At 54.3% G+C, this 18,969-nt stretch carries 12 protein-coding genes; 4 read left to right on the plus strand and 8 right to left on the minus strand.

Features of this window, described 5'->3' with window-relative positions; all coding sequences use genetic code 11:
• Window positions 1-129: 129 nt before the first annotated feature.
• Both HDF14_RS11140 and HDF14_RS27195 read right to left on the minus strand, forming a co-directional pair.
• A complete protein-coding gene (locus HDF14_RS11140) occupies window positions 130-3,390 on the minus strand; it encodes a TonB-dependent receptor (RefSeq protein WP_183976459.1) in 3,261 nt (1,086 codons plus the stop codon).
• Window positions 3,391-3,864: 474 nt separating this feature from the next.
• Window positions 3,865-4,635, minus strand: coding sequence for a GntR family transcriptional regulator (locus HDF14_RS27195; protein ID WP_183976461.1), 771 nt, complete (start codon window positions 4,633-4,635; stop codon window positions 3,865-3,867).
• A 285-nt stretch (window positions 4,636-4,920) separates the two neighbouring features.
• Here HDF14_RS27195 and HDF14_RS11150 point away from each other — a divergent pair, with 285 nt between their 5' ends.
• Window positions 4,921-6,738, plus strand: coding sequence for a glycoside hydrolase family 9 protein (locus HDF14_RS11150; protein WP_183976463.1), 1,818 nt, complete (start codon window positions 4,921-4,923; stop codon window positions 6,736-6,738).
• A gap of 44 nt (window positions 6,739-6,782) precedes the next feature.
• Here the strand turns inward: HDF14_RS11150 and HDF14_RS11155 are convergent, their stop codons facing one another.
• From HDF14_RS11155 to HDF14_RS11180, 6 genes are all read right to left on the minus strand, one after another.
• On the minus strand, window positions 6,783-8,855 hold the full coding sequence (locus tag HDF14_RS11155) for an FUSC family protein (protein WP_183976465.1): 2,073 nt from the start codon (window positions 8,853-8,855) through the stop codon (window positions 6,783-6,785).
• Between the two features lie 3 nt (window positions 8,856-8,858).
• The gene (locus HDF14_RS11160) at window positions 8,859-10,058 is read right to left on the minus strand and encodes a biotin/lipoyl-binding protein (RefSeq protein WP_183976467.1); all 1,200 of its coding nucleotides are present in this window, start codon (window positions 10,056-10,058) and stop codon (window positions 8,859-8,861) included.
• Between the two features lie 8 nt (window positions 10,059-10,066).
• A complete protein-coding gene (locus HDF14_RS11165; protein WP_183976469.1) occupies window positions 10,067-10,333 on the minus strand; it encodes a YtcA family lipoprotein in 267 nt (88 codons plus the stop codon).
• Complete coding sequence (locus HDF14_RS11170) at window positions 10,333-11,823, minus strand: TolC family protein (RefSeq protein ID WP_183976471.1); 1,491 nt, start codon at window positions 11,821-11,823, stop codon at window positions 10,333-10,335. The genes HDF14_RS11165 and HDF14_RS11170 overlap by 1 nt, the downstream gene beginning before the upstream one ends.
• Before the next feature lie 102 nt (window positions 11,824-11,925).
• Window positions 11,926-12,531 carry an RNA polymerase sigma factor gene (locus HDF14_RS11175; RefSeq protein ID WP_183976473.1) on the minus strand — a complete coding sequence of 202 codons (606 nt, stop codon included), beginning with the start codon at window positions 12,529-12,531 and terminating at the stop codon, window positions 11,926-11,928.
• A 344-nt stretch (window positions 12,532-12,875) separates the two neighbouring features.
• Entirely contained in the window at window positions 12,876-13,244 is a 369-nt protein-coding gene (locus HDF14_RS11180; RefSeq protein WP_183976475.1) for a hypothetical protein, read from the minus strand.
• A gap of 288 nt (window positions 13,245-13,532) precedes the next feature.
• On the opposite strand from HDF14_RS11180, the gene HDF14_RS11185 reads away from it, so the two are divergent.
• The 3 genes from HDF14_RS11185 (at window position 13,533) to HDF14_RS11195 (ending at window position 18,918) form a co-directional block, all read left to right on the plus strand.
• A complete protein-coding gene (locus tag HDF14_RS11185) occupies window positions 13,533-14,162 on the plus strand; it encodes a response regulator (protein WP_183976477.1) in 630 nt (209 codons plus the stop codon).
• Between the two features lie 368 nt (window positions 14,163-14,530).
• A complete protein-coding gene (locus HDF14_RS11190) occupies window positions 14,531-15,679 on the plus strand; it encodes an efflux RND transporter periplasmic adaptor subunit (protein ID WP_221304633.1) in 1,149 nt (382 codons plus the stop codon).
• On the plus strand, window positions 15,679-18,918 hold the full coding sequence (locus tag HDF14_RS11195; protein WP_183976479.1) for an efflux RND transporter permease subunit: 3,240 nt from the start codon (window positions 15,679-15,681) through the stop codon (window positions 18,916-18,918). The genes HDF14_RS11190 and HDF14_RS11195 overlap by 1 nt, the downstream gene beginning before the upstream one ends.
• Window positions 18,919-18,969 lie beyond the last annotated feature (51 nt).

An 18,969-nucleotide genomic window follows, 5' to 3' on the forward strand; every position in this document is an offset into this window, starting at 1 on the left:
CCTGTTCTGCTGGTGAGTCAATCAGTTGATTTTACGAAGGACCTCGTAGCATCTTTTTTCGTCCACTTGTACGAAAAAAGAAGGACGGCGAAAGACTTTCGCCGTCCCAAGCTATCACTGATTCCAGGATTAGAAGACGAACTTCAATGCCAGTTGGATGTTACGAGGTTCGTTCACTGTGTTGCTGATCTGACCGAAGTTGTTTCCAGGACTGGCGTTGTTGCTCGGCGGGGCCAGGCTAACCATGTTGAAGGCGTTCAGGAAGTCGCTGCGGAATTCAATGTGACTTCCTTCGGTGATTGCGAAGTCCTTGGATAGGGCTAGGTCGATCTGCTTGTAACCAGGATCACGTTCTGAACCTACTGAGGAGTTTCCAAAGCTTGAAGCACTCTGCTCCTGGTAGGCGCAGGTTCCGTTGTCGAAGTCACTTGCGCAGGTTTGGGCTGAAGGATCAGTACCGAAATAGTTGGTTTCTGTTCGACCCCTTACGTGGAGAGAACGAAGGTGGTTGGCACGAGCCGCTCTGGCGTTCACCGCTGCCGAATAGAACGCATTTGAATTTACGGTAATGGGGAAGCCCGTGTGGAAGCTCATGATCGAACCTACTTTCCAGCCTCCAACCACCTCATCCGCAATGCGATTCATGCCACCACCGAACTGGCGTCCGCGGCCGAAAGGCAACTCGTAGTAGCCGGAGATGGAGACGTTGTGCTTGGCGTCGAAGTACGTCGGACCATAATCTGCTCCACCGTTATATGCATCCTGCCAGTACGCACTTTGCGAGTCGCCAGCGCCGCCGCCAGCACCGTAGTAGCCCAGGTTGTTGCTGAGCCCTTTACTGTAGGTCCAGTTGGCCAGGAACTCGAGACCGTGGTCGAGGCGACGCCGTCCGGTCACCTGGAGAGAACTGTAATTCATGACAGCTTCCGACTCGGTATAGCTGATGTTCGCAATCTGGCTAAGAGCCGGATTGAGAACAGACAATGTCGTGATTGGAAGAGCACACTGGAGACAGGCACGCTGGTTTCCTTCGCGCGGGTCTACCAGGTGGGTTCCGTTCTGCCCCAGGTAAGCGGCCGTCACGGAGGTGAAGTTGTCTACTTGATATTCGGTAGTGAGGTTGTACTGCTGAATCAGGGCAGGCTTCAGATTTGGCTGCCATGCGCGCACGTTACCTGCATATACTGATGGGTCGGACGGACGATAGAAGCCGTTGGTGATGCTGAGGAAGGGAGCTCCGTTGGCGCAGGGCAAGCTGTTGTTACAGGAGGCGTCGACGAAGAATGGCGGGTTAAGCGTGAGCCGCAGATTGGCTCCCGTTCCCTCCAGGAAGTTCGTGATGCCGTAGCCGCCGCGAAGTACAAACTTATCGCGGAACGATTCTGGCGACCAGGCGAAACCTAGCCTCGGCATGAAGCCCGCGTGGTAGGCATTGTAGAGGGCGCGCGGCGCGCCGTTCACACCTGCGTTGGTGATCACACCGGTGGTGATGTTTATATTTGCCTGCTTGTTATTGACTTCGATGTAAGGCTGATCGTACTCCCAGCGCAGGCCGAGATTGATCGTCAGGTTTGAGGTCAGTTTGAAGTCATCCTGCGCGAAGAAAGCGGGACGATACTGGCGTTGTCCCCAGCGACCGGTTAGAGCGCCTTGACCTTCGGAGGTTACGTTGTCGCTGAGGAAGTCGCCAACTTTGCCATTGAAGCCGAACCAACCTAGTGATCCATCGTTGCCCGAGTAGTAGCGGTTCTCCTGGTAGCGAAGCACCTGAGCACCGAATTTCAGTGTCTGTTTGCCGTGTTGCCAGGTGAGATTATCTCCGTAAGTGTAGGCGTTCACGATGCTGTCGCTATTGATACCGCCATAGGAGCCATTACCATCTTGACCAAACGGAGCGCCGATGTCATCCACTGTGCCGGAGTTGTCGCCATTGCCGATGACGAGGGTGCTGAAGCCGGGAACGAGTTGGGTTCCAGGTATGCCAAGTTTGGCGTTGCCAGTTAGACCCCAATTGCCGGAGACGTCGGTTGGAGTTTGAATGTAGCGGGTACGGCCATAGCCAGCACGCGCTTCGTTGACGATGCTGGGCGAGATCTCGTGGGTCCAGTTGAGAATGAAGCCTGTGTAGGGGTCGTTGTTGTTGGTTGGAATATCGGTAGGGAGAGCGACCTTAGAGTAACCGTCGTTCTCGCGGCCCATAGAGAAGCGACCAGAGATCGTGTCGCGCTTAGTCGCCTGCCAATCGATCTTGAAATCGCCCTGATTGTTGACGGTTGCCTGGCCCGACGAGCCGACGTAGTTTACGGACGTGTCCGTCACGGTATTGGGCTCTGGATAAAGCTCTGGGTGGGCGAAGAGATAGATTGCTGCCGGATTTGTGATACCGGGCAACGTGCGATCTGCTGCTGAGACGACCGTTCGGAGTTCGACGGTGGAGAAATGCTGGCGAGCTCCCTGGTAATCCACGAAGAAGAAAAGCTTGTCTTTGAAGATGGGACCGCCGAGAGTGCCACCGAAGATGGCACGGTTGAATGGAGCACGTGGCGCGCCGGTCAGGTTTGCAGCCCATGTATTTGCGTTCAGGTTCTGGTTTTCACCGAAGAAGAAAGCGTTGCCATGGAATCGATTGGTTCCGCTTTTGGTAACCATAACAACCTGACCGCCGTTTGCGTTGCCGTACTCAGCGGTAGAGTTGCCGGTAATGATGCGGACTTCGCCGAGTGCGTCGACGTTGGGGCTGTAGCCGATGTAGTTGTCGATCGCTTCGTTGATATCCGCTCCGTCGAGTGTGTAGTTGTTGCTCTGCTCACGGTTTCCGTTGACGTTGAACCCTCCGTTATATTGACCGCGACCCACGTTATCAAGTGCCTGAGGGTTTGGAGTGATGGCGCCAGCGACTAAGAGTGTGAGCGTGGAGAAGTTGCGGCTCTGCAACGGTAGTTCCGTAGCGGCCGCCGCAGTAATCGTGTCGCCGGTCGTTGCGTTTTCTGTATTTAGGATGGGAGCTGTGTCGGTGACGACGACATTGCTGTTTGTTCCGCCGACCTTCAAAGCTACGTTCACCTTGGCTTCCTGATCGACTTCAAGCGAAAAAGCGCTGGTGCCTTGAGGAGCGAAACTACTGGAATCTACAGTGATCTTGTATTGCCCAATCTGCAAAAAATGAAGAGAGTAAATGCCACTAGGATTGGTCACAGTCGGAGTGGCCACACCTGTTTGGACGTTAGTAGCGGTTACTTTAGCGCCCGCCACGACTGCCCCGGTCGGGTCGGTCACGGTACCGGTGATGGACCCGGTGATGGTCTGCGTGAATGCCGGTATACAGGTCACCATAACCAGCATTAGCGCTGAAAGATAACGGAAGCCGAGCTTTAGTCTCTTGTGCATCATGTTCCTCCAAAGTAAAAAGTGCAGAGCGAATTTCTTTGTCCGTACGAGTTTCGCGGTTGGCTTCCTTGGCCCATCCTGCTTACTGCGTTTTCAATCAAGTTCAAACTTCGAAATTCCCAGCTTTGCGCGTAGTCCGTACCTCAAGAACGGACAGGCCCCCGGTCATCCTTGGTCCTGTGATCTCCTTTAGGAAAACGGCAACGGCCACTCCTTGGAAATGCAGAAATCGTTCTGATTCACGGTCAAAAGAAGGCAGAATTTATTCGTAAATTGAAATGTGCGGATGCCAGATCGTATAGACAACTGTACTGAAGTGCAAGAGAAATCTTCCATGTCACGCTCGGAAACGTCCGAGAGGCGTCCTAAAGAGGCGGACTTCCTCCTCGTTCTTCGAAGCCTATTCGCGGTAAAGACTGGCGGGTCAACGAGTTCTGATTTGCTTTGGGGAACTGCTGCGACTAATTGCGGCGCTTCTCACTCAATCGTGGTGGTCGGTACGCGGATAGACGCGCGGTATCGATTGCCAAAGTACCGAGAGCAGGCGGCTTCAATTGGTATCTCGTCCGTCCTCATGATGACTCGTGAGATGGACAGCATAATTGCGTTTTTAGGGATGGAAAGCAGTTCGGACTCTTCGTGAGTTGCCGGGGAGGCTTCAAGTACCTCATCAGCCCAGGCAGCGCGAACACCGTATTTATTACGAAGCACTTTGTAAAGTGACTCTGATGTAAAGTCGGTTCGTTCGAGTCCGGGGTAATGTTTCAAAGGAATATTGGACTCTTCGATTGCCATCGGAAGGCCATCCGCGATGCGCAGCCGACGGAGTTGTAATATCGCTGAACCTTCCTCAACTCGAAGCTGTTCCGTCAGAACTCCTTTAGCCGATAGGACCGTTTGCGCGAGTAGACGTGAACTCGGCATCATTCCGCGCTGTTTCATGTCCTCCGTGAAACCTCGGAGATGCATGATGTTTTTTTCCAGCTTGGGTCGCGTGACATAGGTGCCTCGCCCTTTTTGGCTGAGTGCATAACCTCGACTCTTCAGGTTATGCAGAGCCTGCCGCGCCGTCATTCGGCTTACCCGATAGGATCGCGCTAACTCATACTCCGATGGAAGGCAATCGCCTACCAGCAGCTTACCCGTTTGGATCTGTTCTAACAGTGCCTGTTGAATCTGATAGTAAAGCGGTATAAATCCGTCTTTGTCTAGCGACGATAAAGGAGATTGGACATCGTTTTTTTCCACTCTGTCTCCCGGGGAAAGTGTTTTCTACGCAGTGTTCTTCGGTCGAAAAATGATCGATTCGCTGTTGAAGCGCATTAGTCGGTCAAGAGTTCAGCATCACTGGATAATTCGTGCGGTTCGCAGTGGGCTGGTCTTTCGGTTTGTCTGAAGATTAGCGGATGAGTATAGTCGTCCAGACAGGTCCAGGCAACGGAATTTCTTGAACGCAGGATAGAGATTCGTCGAGCGCATCGATTCGGATCTCATAACGTCTTTTTGAGGTGCAGGAAAATTACACATCTAGGGATGAAGATTTTAGTCGGCTGCTTTATCGGGACATTCACTTCTGCAGCTATGGGACAGTTGACCGTGGTCGTTGATCAGGTCGGCTATGAGGCTCGTTCGTTCAAGCGTGCAATCGTAGTTGGGACCGAGCGGGATCACCCGGAAAAGTTTTCGCTGGTAGATTCTACAAACGGCAAGATTGTGTTGACAGGCAGCCTGGTTCCCGATGGCCAGGTAGATTCGTGGGGCGGTCGCGTTTTCTGGGCCGCAGACTTTTCTTCGTGGCAGGGAATCGGCCACTATTCGGTTCAGATCCACTCGACTGCCGGAGAGGTGCGTTCCTGTGGATTCGATATCGATAACGATCTCTTGGAACGAAATACGCTTTCAAATGTTATTTTCTACTTCAAGGGGCAACGTGCCAGTGGCTTGATGGATCAGGCGGATCGACACCTTCCCCTGCCTCCGGGTCAGACAGGGTTTGTGGATGTTCATGGCGGATGGTATGACGCGACTGGCGATTACGGCATCCATCTCTCCCATCAAAATCCTACCTCCTACTTCAATCCTCAACAGGTGCCGTTGGTCGCGTGGAGCTTGTTGAAGAGTTATCGAGTTCTCGAAGCCCGACATGACGACAACTTCAGCGAATACGTGCGACGCCTGCTGGATGAAGGACTCTTTGGCGCAGATTTTCTCGTACGTATCAAGCGACCAGATGGGTCCTTCTTTGAAAGCATCACAGCACCCGGAAAAGACAAGCTGCCTCAGGATCGTGCCATTGGTAATCCCAACTGGCGAACGCAGATCAAGAAGAACGCCTCAGATTCAACGGAACATATACAAAGCGCTGAAGGACCCCACGCTTACGAGGCGAGCTTTCGTGCAGGAGGAGGTATGGCTATCGCCGCTTTGGCGCTCGCTAGCACCATGCCAATTGACGGAGACCTGCCTCGCACCACATATCTTCGCGCTGCCGAGGAAGCGTTTCAATTTCTCGATGTGCACAATCGCGAGTTACTCAACGACGGGAAGGAAAATATTCTCGATGACTACTGCGCGCTGATGGCGGCGACTGAGTTGTATCGAGCAACGAAGCAGGAGACCTATCGTGTAGCGGCCGATCGACGAGCGGTGCATTTGATGCAGCGGCTATCGACTGCTGAAGGACGTCGTAACTTCTGGCGGGCCGATGATGGTTCGCGGCCATACTTCCATCCATCCGATGCAGGCTTGCCGGTTGTCAGCTTGCTTGAGTACGCGCAGATCGCGGATCCTGCCTCACAGAAACATGTTCGCGACGCGGTGGAACGGTCGCTTCGTTTCGAACTTTCCATAACTGCTGAAGTCAACAATCCATTTGGTTATGCCAGACAACTTGTGCGAATGGGAGACGGTAAGATCCGCAGTGCATTTTTCTTCCCGCACGATACGGAGGCTGCACCCTGGTGGCAAGGAGAAGACGCTCGATTAGCCTCGCTGGCGGCTGCTGCGCGCATGGCGGCCCCGCTCTTTGACGACGATCCAGCCTTCCAATCGCAACTCCAGCAGTACGCGTGGAATCAGTTGCACTGGATTCTCGGTCGAAACCCCTTTGACGCAAGCATGCTGATGGGGAGTGGCCATGGGAACGCACCGTATATGTTTTTTCGCTCTTATAAATACACCAGCGCGCCGGGTTCTATTCTCAATGGCATTACCGCGGCAATCGACAATGAAGATGGGATTGCCTTCAACGAAGGATATGCCGTGACGGGGAAAGATGAAGACTGGCGGTGGACCGAGCAGTGGCTTCCGCATGCGGCTTGGTATCTCTACGCTGTCAGCCTTCCACATTGAGTTCAGAATGCGGAGTGCATCTAGGAACCTGACTTCCAGCGAGACTACACTTCGCGGCTCAACATTACCGCGTACGAATGAAGTTCTTCAAACCGCGCGATCGTATTTCGGGAATATTCCCCGTAGCGTGGGTCATTTAGCATCGCCGGGATCAGGAAAGCATCCGCGGGAACCATAGCGGGAGCCGTCTTATTCACAACCCCGTCGGCCAGCCCATCAATATATTCCGCTAGTCTTCGACGCATTTCGATGAGGTCAGGTTCCGTCAGAAAATCTCTGTCGTCTTCATTGTAGAGAACCGCGAACTGATTCCAAAAGAGCGTTCCTGCAGTTAGAGATGTTCGGAGAATCATCTCGCCGGTGTGGACATGCTGTTCCCGGTCCACCCCAAATTCGTAGTCCACAGCATCGTTCATCGACCGAAGCGCTACAACTGTCTTGCCCACCTGATCCCGCAGGGCATCCGCTTGTAGAAGCAGATCTTTCTGATCGCGGCGAGGTTCAATGAGACGGAGGAAACTCGCAACGGTCTTCAGAATACCCGCAAGACCCTGACGCATGACTGTGACAGTGCGCACCGGCCATATTTGATCGAAAACAAACCACATAATGAGAAGTGCGACGAGTATGCCGATAAAACGGTCACGCGCGGGAGCGAGTTCCGTGGGAGCACTAAAATCTTCAAACGCCACAAGGTAAAACGAAAACGCCATCTGTAAACCTATGTAATTGAACCTTGGTCCCCCCGCGGTCCAGGCTGAGATGAATGCAACAAATCCAATGAGAACGACCAGCGACGTAACGGAATCCATGTGCGGAAAGAGGAGAGAGATCGCTCCGAGGCCCAGAATGAGGCCGCCGATGATCGAACCCAACAGACGGAAGAAGAGTCGTTGCTTTATTGCCCCGCTGCTGCTCAACCCGGTAACCATCACGGTAGTCACCGCAGTCGAAATTCCAGGCCAATCAACAGCGTTGTAGACGATATAACAGAGAGTTGCGCATAGGCTGATCTTAAGTCCAAATGCGATCGTATCGATTCTGCCGACCGCTCCCGGAATGAAAAAGGGCGCCTTTCTTGCGGGCATCGCGACTAGCTCTTTGTTGCCTAATTGGGAAGCGTCGGTAGGCATCGTCAGAAGCGCATGAAGCGCTGCTTCGACGCGATCCAACAACGTCACACAATTCTCGGGCATAAATTGCAAGTGGCTTTCAATTTTCGGAATTGCAATCGGAATCAGTTCATGACACTGCGTAGCGATAATTGCGCACCGCCGTCTTAGCTCTGGACTATCTTCCTTAGTATTTTGCAGGCCGAAAGCCGCAGAGACATCCAGGATCTGGGAAAGCATCGTGAGGCGCAAGCGTGTTCCCGGAGGGAGGGTCCCTGCATCGAGGTCGCGTTCCGCAATTTTGTTGTATAACTCCAGCATTCCATTTGTGCCGGCTATTGCAAAGCGGGAGACGGGAAGCACTGCGGCGGATCGCTCCTCAGGTGATCCGCCTTGAGCGTATACAGTGAACATCTTCTCCAGCGCCTGGTATCGCATTTTGCGCTGTGCTTCCAATTTTTTCGCGGGGTCGCGATCGCCGAAGAGGTACTCCACCAGAACAGCACAGCCAACCGAAACTGAAAGCGTTGCGATCAACCAGAGCGAGCCTTTAACCAACTTGTCCGCAGGGGCATGACTATCCCAATTCCCAATCACGATGCAGAAGATTAGTCCCCAGGTCGATCCGAGAACGGGAAAGTTGGTCGAGGCCACAAGAACACCCGCAACGAAGGTAACGACAGCAACGCTAAGCACTCGGATCATTGGATCGCTGTCGCTGATAATGACAACGCCGAGCTCACACGCAATTGCGATCGTAACTGTGAGCAACGAAATCAGGCCGGAGCGAAGAGAAACTGTGGGACTGTCGCGCCCGACGAGGAAAATAAAGTACATGCCGAGGTAAATAGACGGCATCTGCCAGACCAACATGAGGATCAGAGCAATTATGGTCGCAAGTAAGATACGGAGACTGCTGTTGAGCCGTTCAGGCGTGGGTTGTAAATCCTCCCACAACTTTCGCCTTAGAGACTTGATCGTCCCGAGTAGAGATGTGTCGTCCATCTGCTATCTCACGACCGTCAGTGCGGTTGCACCGATACGAAACAGATCCGGATCGGGATCCTGAACTCGAACGCGAACAGGAAATCTCGTGGAGAGATGCACCCAGTTCAAAGTGCGTTCGATATTGGGTAGTCCTCCAGTAACCGCTCCATCTTCCGGAAAGACGCCGTATCCAATGCTTTCAACAATCCCGTCGAATCGTCGGTCAGGATGCCCCATGAGATACACGTCAACATGCGATCCAATGGCGATATGCTTCACTTTTGATTCACGATAGTTGGCGACAACCCACCAGGTTCGGGTATCTATCAGGGTGAACAGCGGGGTGCCGGGATGCGCATACTCACCCACAGAGATATTCATGTTGTTCACATAGGCATTGAAGGGGGCGACAACGCGGCAGCGCTCAAGATCGAGCCTCGCACTATCTACCCTGGATGCCTTTCCCGGCCTTTCGGACATCAACGTGTCAACTGTATCGATCGTATGGATAGCCTGGCCTAGCTTCGCCTGTGACTCAGCAGCCGCTGAATCTGCCTCTTGTTGACGCAGAATCGATTGAGCGAGCTGAGCTTGTGACTGAGCAAGAGCAGCTTGGGCCTCATCGTAGTTTCCTTGAGCCACGCGCACCGCGGTATTGGCCTGATCGATCTGTTCCACCGTCACATATTGTTTTTGCAGCAGCGGTTCTATGCGGTGCAGATTGTTTGTTGCCAACTTCAGCTGGGCCTCTGCAGCCGCTAACGACGCTTGAGCTCGAGAGACGGTCGCCTTTGCCACATCGATGGTGCTCCCTGCGGTTTTGACGCCGGTTCGTGAGCTGTGCACACCCGCGCGAGCAGCTTCAGCGGCGCTATTTTGGGCCGCGATTCTGCGTTTTGCATCGATGATCTGCTGCTCCAATGCCTCTTGATCAGATAACGCCTGTTGTAGGGCGTACTCATACGGACGAGGATCGATCAGAAACAGGAGATCGCCTTTCTTCACGAACGCGTTGTCTTTGACCGGCAATTCAACCAGCCTGCCGCTTACCTCGGGAGCAATTTCGATGTAATTCGCTCTCACGCTGGCGTCGTCAGTTCGTGGATGAATGTCAGTTTGGAAGATGACAAGTCCCAGAGCGACAATTGCGGTCGCAACAACACCGATAGCGATCCAGCGGCCAATCTGCTTGCGGTTGAGAGCTTCGGGAGCCTGTTCCATGGTCCTCCTTACCGGAAAAAAATCAGCCAGAGCAGGCTTGTGAAAAGTATGACGACACTCGGATAAAAGAGCGCGACCGGTCCAACCTCAGAATCCAAATTGAATCGAACCAGAAAGTGACGCACAACAAACGCGAGGGCTACTGCAATGGCTAAACAGAGCATCCAGACAGGAAAAAAAGAACCAATAATGTCGATGGATGGCGCATGGTTGCACCCTGAGCACACCAGGCATACAGCGAACAGCAAAAGTTGACGCTTTCTTCCAATGGTCATCACTTCTGGCCATCCTGTGTATGTAGTTTCGTCGCGGCCGATTTGTTTCTGAGCAGATTTCCAGTCACAAACTCTAGATCCACTGCTTCCAGAAATAGCTGAGAACGTGCCGAGACGCCAGAGAGTCGAGCCTTTGCTAACTGCCTTTCGGCAGTAACAACATCGACCAGATTCTTCACGCCATATTTATAAGCTTCCAGAGAAGCGGAATAAGAGGTGTTCGCGGAATCGAGCAAAGAGAGGGCAGCCTGTTCCTTTCTTAACGCGGTACGAAATGCAATAAATGCTGTCCAAACCTCACGTGTCGCCTGATCGTGTTTTTCCGTCATTTCATCTTGCGCCTCACGTCTCTTCGATTCGGCAATAGCCACTCCGTTTTTTCGTGCTCCTCCATCGAAGATTCGCCATTCCACTCCCAGCTCGGCGGTCCAGGTAGGTACGCTCGCGTAGCCAAGCTGACCATTGTCCGCCGTTGGCCACACTGTAGTCTGTGCGGCCGAGCCGGATAGAACAATCTTCGGGCGATACTCCGCCTTCGCTGCCCTCACCGCATCGTCGGCTGCACGAATCTCCGCAGCCTGTGCCGCCAGGTCGGGACGGTCAGATAAGGCTCGCTCGATTAGCTCATCGATGGAAAGGGTGAGCGATTCAGGCAGCGGAGTATCCTTCTCCGAATCAATAGTTATGTCCGGAGAGGGTTCCACACCTATTGCTTCGGTAAGTGTAACTCGCGAGATTTTTTCATCGCCGTCCGCAGACTCGAGGTCGAATACAGCCTGCGACGTCTCGGCACGGGCTTGAAGCACGTCAGGTAAGGTGGAGCGCCCGTTCGCCAATTGGTCTTCGGCCGCATCCTGGGTAGTCTGCGCAGTCTTCAGCGTCTCCTGCGCGGCCTGCAGTCGTTCCTGCGCGGTGAGTAGCTTGTAGTATTCGCTGGCGACACGGAAAGCAACCTCTTGGTTCGCCTGAATGAAGTTGGCTCCCGCAGCCAATTTTTCAGCGGTTGCTCCGTCTACTTTGGCCTCGCGTTTGCCAAAGTCGGTGAGCAGATATTGCATCGTGACTTCAGGCTGGATGATTGGGATCTCGACCGTCGAATATCCGCGAGGCAAGAGTGACTCAGGAAACGGTGTAATTGTTCGTTGGTCTCCGAATACCGCGAGCCCGACGAGCACAGGGTAATAGGCGCTTTTCTCGATTCCAAGCTGTTCGGCCTTCTGCCTGGCTTGCTCCCACACAATCCGAGTGCGCGGATTATTCCGTTCCGCTATATCGATCAGTTCAGCAAGCGCATAGACTCGCTTAGGATCGAGGGCTGCAACCTTCCCCGAGGGAATGGAATGAGCGGCGCACTCTGATACCGCGCGAGGCGTTGATGCCGCTCCTGCACACTGCGACAGCCCTCTTTGCTGCGCCCAAAGACACACAAAGAAAAACAGAAATGTCAGCCGGAGACTGTGTCTACAAAAAAGGTGTATCGTGTCCGTCATCTGAGAATGGTCAAGTTTACCAGTTCGTTCCCGACAGAGATATATCAGGACAAAGATGAATAGACCGCTCTCGTTACTTAACTAGAGAAAGATTTCTCAACTTCATCCGAGCGAGCGGCGAAGCACCGTTCTGGCGCGCAGTAAGCGCGATTTCGTGGCGGCTACGGAGATTCCCGCGATTTCGGCGATGTCTTTGATCGAGCTGTCGTGTACTTGTTGAATTTCGACGATGGTGCGGAGCGCTGGTCTCAGCCGATGAATTGCACGCTTCAGATGGTGTTCTCTTTCAGATCTCGCATAGTGCTCTTCCGTGTTGACCCGCCGATCGGCCACCTCCCAGTGCTGCCACGTCTCGCCCTCAACTCCTCCATCCATCGAGATCTCGGGATGAGCGCGCTTCCGGCGCAAAATCATCAACGCAGAGTTGATGGCAATTCGCGTAAGCCAGGTGGAAAAGCTCGATCTGCCATCAAAGTTTTTCAGGTGAACATAGGCCTTCAAAAAAGCATCTTGAAGTGCATCTTCCGCGTCTTGCCGATTTCTCGTGATCCGATACATTGTGCTGAAGATTTTCTTTGAGTGGCGATTCCAAAGCTCGGAGAAGGCTAAATGCTCTCCAGTCTTCGCTGCGGCGACCAACATCTCATCATTCGAGGTCTCGAGGATAGCTTGCATGCTGAGGGTGCCTGGTGAAAAGTATGAGTCCATTAGAAGACCTTTCTGTGAGAGTTCTAGAGCCAGAGTCGTTGAGGCTTGGAGTGAGAAACAAACGCCATTTCAAATACAAGACTCGATGGATAATCTAGGTATTGAAAAAACACTGTTCATCGGTGTTACTTCAGGATCCGGTTATGAGTTCTGCGTGCATTGAAATCACCTGTCAGCGTGAGGATCGCCAAGCGATGAAAGATCTTCCTCAAGCTAAGGCGTAAATCAATCCCTCGATAGCCCAAATCGTGCCCCTATGGAGTTACTCTTTCGAGGGGGACTAAAGTTACCCAAAAATAATGTGGCATGCTCCCCAAAACTGCATTCACTACGGATAAGGCTGTTTAGTTACCGCTCATTGTTTTGTCGGAGGATGAAACTACCAGTCGTCTGCCAAACATGCGGGCGTCAAGGGAGTAGGCTCCAGGGCCCAATAGCCCCAGGGAAGCTGCAACGAGGATCGATGAGATGACAGGGATGAAGTGGAGGTCCTTCGCGTCGAGCAGCATCGCAGTCTCAATCAGACAGCATGCGATGGAAGACACAGGAGTAAATAGTCCAAGACAGATTGCGATACCCAGCAGACCCAGACCGGTAGACTCCCACATGTGAGCTGCTGGACCGCCCTGCGGCAATATATTGAATAAAAGGGTTGCAGCCACAGCGATTCGCAGAAGAATCAACGCAACACCCGCCGCTCCCGTCGGGAACATCGAAAAGAGTCTCTGCACAGTCGCCGAGGCTAGTCGTGCTGTTGGAAGCTGGCAAACCCGAAGAGGGGGTATGAAAAACAACACTTTTGGGGGGGCTGTCTTTAGCTTGCCAACAGGCATCTCGCGGACCCTCAGCTAACCCAATGTGGATCTCGAAGTTTGATGTCACTTCGGCGCAGGCGCAGAGATAGAATGAGGGACGCCTCCGCCGAATCATATCGGTCAATGGTTAAAACGTTTGCGGCTGCGCTGTTCTAGGGAACGTTCGATTGGAGCCGAAGGATCGCAATGAGTGAGATACGTACAATTAGGGTGCTTACCGTCGACGATCATCCTCTCCTCAGAGCTGGAATCTCGGGTGCAATCAACGCGCAACCCGACATGTCCGTCGTGGCCGAAGCAGCAGATGGTGAGGAAGCAATTGCGTCCTTTCGAATACATCGCCCTGATGTAACCCTGATGGATATCAGGATGCCAAAGACGAATGGTATTGACGCAATCTCGGCCATCCGCAAGGAATTCCCCAATGCTCGCGTCGTCGTCCTGACCACATACGGAGGGGATATTCAGGCTCTGCGGGCTTTCAAGGCCGGGGCGGTCGGTTACCTGTTGAAAAGTATGTTGCGGACAGAGTTAATTGACACCATTCGGCTCGCTCATGCGGGTATGAGGCGGATCCCACCTGAGATAGCTCTGGAACTGGCTGAGCATGCTGGCGACGATACCCTCACTACTCGGGAGATTGAAGTGCTGCGGGACGTAGCGAAGGGCAGTTCTAACAAAGTGATTGCAGCGCGGCTTGCGATCTCCGAGCACACCGTCAAGGGCCATCTTAAGAATATTCTTTCCAAGCTCGACGCAAGTGATCGGACTCACGCGGTTATGATCGCGCTAAAGCGCGGCTTTCTCGACATCTGAGCGCAGCCGGGGGAGGCTGGATGGGCTCCGCGTAAATATCTCTGTCAATCTTTCATTCATGCGACGGCTGAATGTTTCTGGAGGCTTGCGAGATTGACAGCGCGATCTGGACCTGAAGGTCTTTCTCTCACATTGGAAGGCTCTTATTCCATAAGCGGTGATCAAGCCAATCCAGTTTTCGACCAAAAAATTGACGCGGAGATAGCAACCGAACGGTAAACTTTGGGTTAGATAACGCGAAGGCATGTCATATGACCCCGGAAATGCAGCTTTGGCTGGTTGAAGTGCGTCCAGATTGCGTGCTTCCGATAATCTCTAAAGATGGAAGAACTGTCGCTTGATTTCCCAGGGGATAAAGAATTTACACGATGAGTCCGATCAGTTTCAGGCACCTCGCCACTCTCTTGTTCTGCTTCGGCGCCTGCCTGTCGTCAGGCTGCAACGCCAAGCAGTCCGATCCCAAAAGCGAAGCTCCTCCCACGGCCATCGTTCAACCCGACGCTGACCCGAATCTGGTTCACGTCGATCACCCGGATCAATTCACGCTCGTTGCTGCGACCGACTATGCAGCCGCCTCTTCCATTCAGGTCACTGGCACAGTCAATCCCGACATCTCCCGCACCATTCCCGTAATCTCCATCGCCTCTGGCCGCGTCGTTGAGGTACACGCGCGCATCGGCGACTATGTTAAAAAGGGCCAGCTTCTCATGGATGTTCAGAGCACCGACGTCTCGGGCGCTTTTAGCTCCTACCTGAAGGCGGTCAACGACGAGCGCCTCGCCAAGGTTCAGTTCGAAAGGGCCAAGCTCCTCAACGATAAGGGCGCTATTCCCAACAGTCAGGTCGAGATCGCTCAGAACGCCGAGGATGACGCGAAAGCGGCGCTTACAGCCTCGGAAGAGCAGCTCCGCGTTCTAGGCGTCGACAAAGATCACCCCGCCGCCACTGTCAAAGTGTACGCTCCGGCCTCCGGCTTCATCATCGCCCAAAACGTTACCAACGCCGCCGCTGCCGGAGTAACCTTCGCCGGCTCGTCCAATGCCTTCACGATCGCCGACCTCTCGCATGTATGGATCATCTGCGACGTCTACGAGAACGACCTTCCAACTGTGCATCTCGGCCAGAAGGCGGACATCCGCCTCAACGCCTATCCGGACCGTGTCCTCACCGGCGTGATCAGCGACATTGGCGCCGTCCTCGATCCGCAGATCCGTACCGCAAAAGTTCGTATCCAGGTTGAAAATCCCAATACCTTAATGCGCATCGGCATGTTTGCCACTGTCACCATTCACGGGAAGAATTCGCAGACCCACGTGCAAGTCCCGGCGACCGCGGTTCTTCATCTGCATGACCGCGACTGGGTCTACACTCCTGTCGGCGATGGTAAGTTCCGCCGGGTACCGGTGCGTGGAGGCGCATCCTTACCGGGCAATATGCAGGAGATTATCTCCGGCCTTAACGCGGGCCAGCAGGTCGTCACCAACGCCCTCGCTCTCCAGAACACGGCGGATCAGTAATGATTCGAGGGCTCGTCGACTTTGCACTGAACAATCGATGGATGGTTCTCGGTCTCTCCATCCTGCTCTTCGGTTGGGGAATCGTCTCCTTCCATAACCTGCCCGTCGAGGCCTATCCCGACGTTGCCAACAACTACGTCCAGATCATCACGCAATGGCCCGGACGCGCCGCGGAAGAAATTGAACAGCAGGTCACGATCCCGCTCGAGATCGGCATGGCCGGCATTCCCCACATGACCCATCTGCGGTCGACTTCTCTCGCCGGCATCTCCAGCCTCACTCTCATCTTCGACGACGAATCCGTCAACGATTGGAATCGTGAAAAGGTCCTCGAGCGGCTCTCTCAAGTCACGCTTCCCCCTGGCCTTCAGCCTCAGATGGGCACCGACTGGAGTCCCGTCGGGCAAATCTACTGGTACACCCTGCGAAGTACCAACCCCCTCTACGACAACATGGACCTGAAGTCGCTTCAGGACTGGACAATTGAAAAGCAACTCAAATCGGTCCCCGGTGTCGTTGACGTTTCCAGCTTCGGAGGTATGACACGCGAATACCAGGTCCGCGTTGATCCCGACAAACTCGTCTCGTATGGCGTCAGTATCGGCCAGGTTGAGCAGCAACTCGCCAACAACAACACCAACGCCGGCGGCAGCTTCATTGAAGAAGGCCAACAGCAAATCAACGTCCGTGAGGTTGGTCTCTACCGAAGCACCCACGATATCGAGGAGACCGTCTTAAAGACGCAATCCGGCGCTCCGCTCCGCGTGAAAGATATCGCTACCGTCACCCAGGGCCCCAAGATCCGCCTTGGTCAGATCGGAAAATCATGCCGGTTTGGCGGCACTCCAAAGCCCCAACCGCTCAACTCCTCTACCGCCAGCGACCCATGTATCGACCACAGTGAAAAGTCGAAGAAGGACGAACACGCCATCAACCGCGAGGATGGCAAGATCATCGATGACCCCGATGTCGTCGAAGGGATCGTAGCGTTGCAAAAGGGCGATGACTCCGAGTTTGCTCTCGCAGGGATTCACGAAAAGGTCGACGAACTCAACACGCGTATCCTTCCGCCCGGCGTAAAACTTATACCCTTCCTCGACCGCAGCGACCTTCTCCACTACACCACCCACACGGTGCTGCACAACCTCACTGAAGGCATCATCCTCGTCATCATCATCCTCTTCCTCTTTCTGGGAAACGTCCGCGGCGCTCTCATCGTCTCGCTGACCATCCCGTTCTCCCTACTGTTTGCCTCCATCTGCCTCGACCTCCGTCACATCCCAGCCAATCTGCTCTCCCTCGGTGCACTCGACTTCGGCATGGTCGTCGACGGTGCCGTCGTGATGGTCGAGAACATCGTTCGGCACCTCAGCCACCAGCGCAAAGATACTCTCTCTCCAGCCGAACAAATTCGTGAGGCTGCGCACGAAGTGCAGCGGCCAGTCTTCTACGCGATTGGCATTATCATCACGGCCTACCTGCCCATCTTTACGTTGCAGGCTGTCGAAGGCAGACTCTTCCGCCCCATGGCCTGGACAGTGGCCTTCGCTCTTCTCGGCGCGTTGATCTTCTCCATCGTCATCGCACCGGTCCTGGCCAGTCTTCTGTTTCCGAAGGGTGCCTCAGAGTGGCAAAATCCCGTAATGGCGTGGCTCACCGACCGATACCGCCATGCCGCGCGTTGGGCCATCGAACATCGCTGGGTCACTCTCAGCGGAGCAGGCTTCGCGCTCGCCCTAGCCCTCTTCCTCGGTCTAAGCGGCGTCATCGGTTCAGAGTTCTTACCCCACCTTGACGAAGGCGCGATCTGGGTTCGTGGCACTCTAGCTCCCAGCACCGGCCCTACCGAGAGCCTGCGCATCATGAATCAGGCGCGTATTGTCCTATCGTCTTTTCCCGAGGTGACAAAGGTAGTCAGCCAGACAGGGCGCCCCGATGACGGCACCGACGTCACCGGCTTCTTCAACACCGAATATTTTGTTGACCTCAAACCCAAAGCAGATTGGCGTCCTCCTTTTAGACAGAACAAGGATGAGTTGATTGGTGCGATGGATCGCGAACTCGAAAAGATCCCCGGCGTCATCTGGAACTTCTCCCAGCCCATCTCCGACAACGTCGAAGAGGCCGTCAGCGGTGTCAAGGGTGAGCTGGCAGTCAAGATCTATGGAGACGACCTCAAAACCCTCGAACAGCTGGGAGATCAGATCGTCTCCATCATGAGCAAGATCAAGGGCGTCCAGGATCTCGGTCTCTTCCGTGTCATCGGTCAGCCCAACCTGAACTACTCCGTCGATCGCCTCGCCGCCGCCCGATACGGCATCAACGTTGCGGATATTCAGGATGCTATCCAGACCGCCGTTGGTGGTAACGCGGTGACCCAGGTACTGCAAGGCGAAGCGCGTTACGACCTTGTCGTCCGGTACCCTCAGCAATACCGCGACACCCAGGATGCTATTGATAAAATCCGTCTCCTTTCCCCATCTGGCGAGCGCGTTTCGCTGGCCCAGTTGACCAAAGTAAAGATGGAGGACGGCGCTGAGACCATCGGCCGAGAGGCAGGGCAGCGTTTCGTTGCGATCAAATACAGTGTCCGCGACCGCGATCTCGGCAGCACGGTCGAAGAGGCCATCGGCAAAGTCAACGATCAGGTCAAACTCCCGCCCGGCTACAAAACGGACTGGGCTGGGGAATACGAGAGCCAGAAGCGTTCTTCACGTCGTCTCATGTTGGTTCTTCCCATCACCATCCTGCTCATCTTCATCATCCTCTACTCCATGTTCCACTCCGGTAAGTGGGCCGGCCTCATTCTCATCAACGTCTCCATGGCTCCAGTAGGCGGGCTACTTGCATTGCTCTTCACCCACACCAACTTCAGCGTCTCGTCCGGCGTCGGCTTCCTCGCGCTCTTTGGCGTCTCGGTGCAGACCGGCGTCATCATGCTGGAATACATCAACCAGATGCGTGTTCGCGGCCACTCCATCGAAGAGTCCGCCATCGAAGGCGCGGTACTCCGCCTTCGCCCCATCATGATGACCATGCTCGTTGCCACCCTTGGTCTTCTCCCCGCTGCAACCTCGCACGGCATCGGGTCAGATTCGCAGCGACCCTTTGCCATGGTTATCGTTGGCGGCCTTATCGGCGCGCTCATGATCAGCGTCTTTCTTCTTCCCACCTTGTACGTCTGGATCGCAAGGCCCGACGACGTTCTGCCCACACCCGAGACGGAGTTCGAGAACTAATGCTGTTCAACCGCGCAGGCCGATCTTCAACGACTCTCACCCAAGCCACGG

Source organism: Tunturiibacter gelidiferens (assembly GCF_014201335.1).
Classification (GTDB): domain Bacteria; phylum Acidobacteriota; class Terriglobia; order Terriglobales; family Acidobacteriaceae; genus Edaphobacter; species Edaphobacter lichenicola_E.